At 39.1% G+C, this 1,273-nt stretch carries 1 protein-coding gene and 1 pseudogene; both read left to right on the top strand.

The window, feature by feature from the left end; all coding sequences use genetic code 11:
* Positions 1–842: IS4 family transposase (locus SPSYN_RS16120; protein ID WP_243153083.1), on the top strand; the 842-nt coding region annotated here is incomplete at its 5' end.
* Positions 843–857: 15 nt separating this feature from the next.
* A pseudogene (locus SPSYN_RS15175) lies at positions 858–1,136 on the top strand (nucleotidyltransferase domain-containing protein); the annotation flags it as partial.
* Positions 1,137–1,273: the final 137 nt, after the last annotated feature.

The raw sequence follows: 1,273 nt of genomic DNA on the forward strand, positions 1-1,273 counted from the left end.
CGCAAAACAGACTGAATGATGCTTCGAGTACTATTGATAAAAGAACTAATGGTGCAAAGCGGCGTTCAGAGGCCATTATGGAAAAACCCCAAAATGCCCTCCGTTTACTTGATAACGCCTTGAATTCCGGTATCACAGCCGACTACGTTTTGATGGACAGCTGGTTTACCAATGAACCGATGATTACATCCCTACTTAAAAAAGGTCTTCATACCATCGGTATGGTTAAACAGATGAATCAACGATACGATTTTAACGGTCACTCTATGTCTCTTCCAGACCTAAAAGCAACTCTTAAAGAGAAGAATCACCGAGAAATAATTGGATCATGCTGTGTTAAAATTAAAAATGGAATTCCAGTTAAAATTGTCTTCATCCAGAACCGTAATAACAAACGGGAATGGCTTGCGATACTAACGACTGATCTTGAGCTTGATGATGCTGAGATTGTGCGTATCTACGGTATGAGATGGGGCATTGAAGTATTCTTTAAAAGCGCCAAATCTCTATTTAAACTTGGTTCTGAGTTTCAGGGCAAAAGTTTTGATATGCTTATCGCTCATACGACTGTTGTTTTTACCAGATATATGCTGCTTGAATGGGAACGTCGACAGAATCAAGATTACCGTAGTTACGGAGAGCTATTTTTCATGCTCTGCGATGAAATACAGGATATTGACTTTGAAACTGCTTTAAAGCAACTGATGCTATTTTTTACTAAATTGCTAAACAACTTCTCAAATGATTTTTCGAAAGCGGTAGCGTGTCAAGTTAAGCAATGGATTGCCGCTCAGCCCTCATATATCAGGGCTTTGATGACTGATTTAGGCTGCGAAGTTTGAGTAAAAGAATATGTCAATGCCCTAAAAGCAAAAAAAATTCGAGTCGAAAAGGCTATACTTTTTGGTTCTTATGCTCGCGGCCAAGGGAACAAGGATAGTGATATTGACATTGCAATAATTTCACCTGATTTTGGCCATGATTACTTGGAAGAAGCCGTCATGTTAAAAAGAATTAGTGAATCCGTAGACTTAGATATTTCACCCAGACCATATTCTACTGAAGAATATAAAAAAGTTAGACCGGGCCAGTTTCTACATGATGAAATAATCAATAAAGGTAGATATGTTGAATGATTGCAGGGGGGCGCAATTTGGCCACATAGCAGCGCACTGTTCTCTTGGGGGACACAAGGGGACGGTTCCTTTGTGTCAAAAACTAAGCCTTATGCAATGTATATGTGTTCTTTTATCTGACACAAAAGTCGAGTAGA

The organism is Sporotomaculum syntrophicum (genome assembly GCF_009932395.1).
In the GTDB taxonomy this organism is placed as follows: Bacteria; Bacillota; Desulfotomaculia; order Desulfotomaculales; family Desulfallaceae; genus Sporotomaculum; species Sporotomaculum syntrophicum.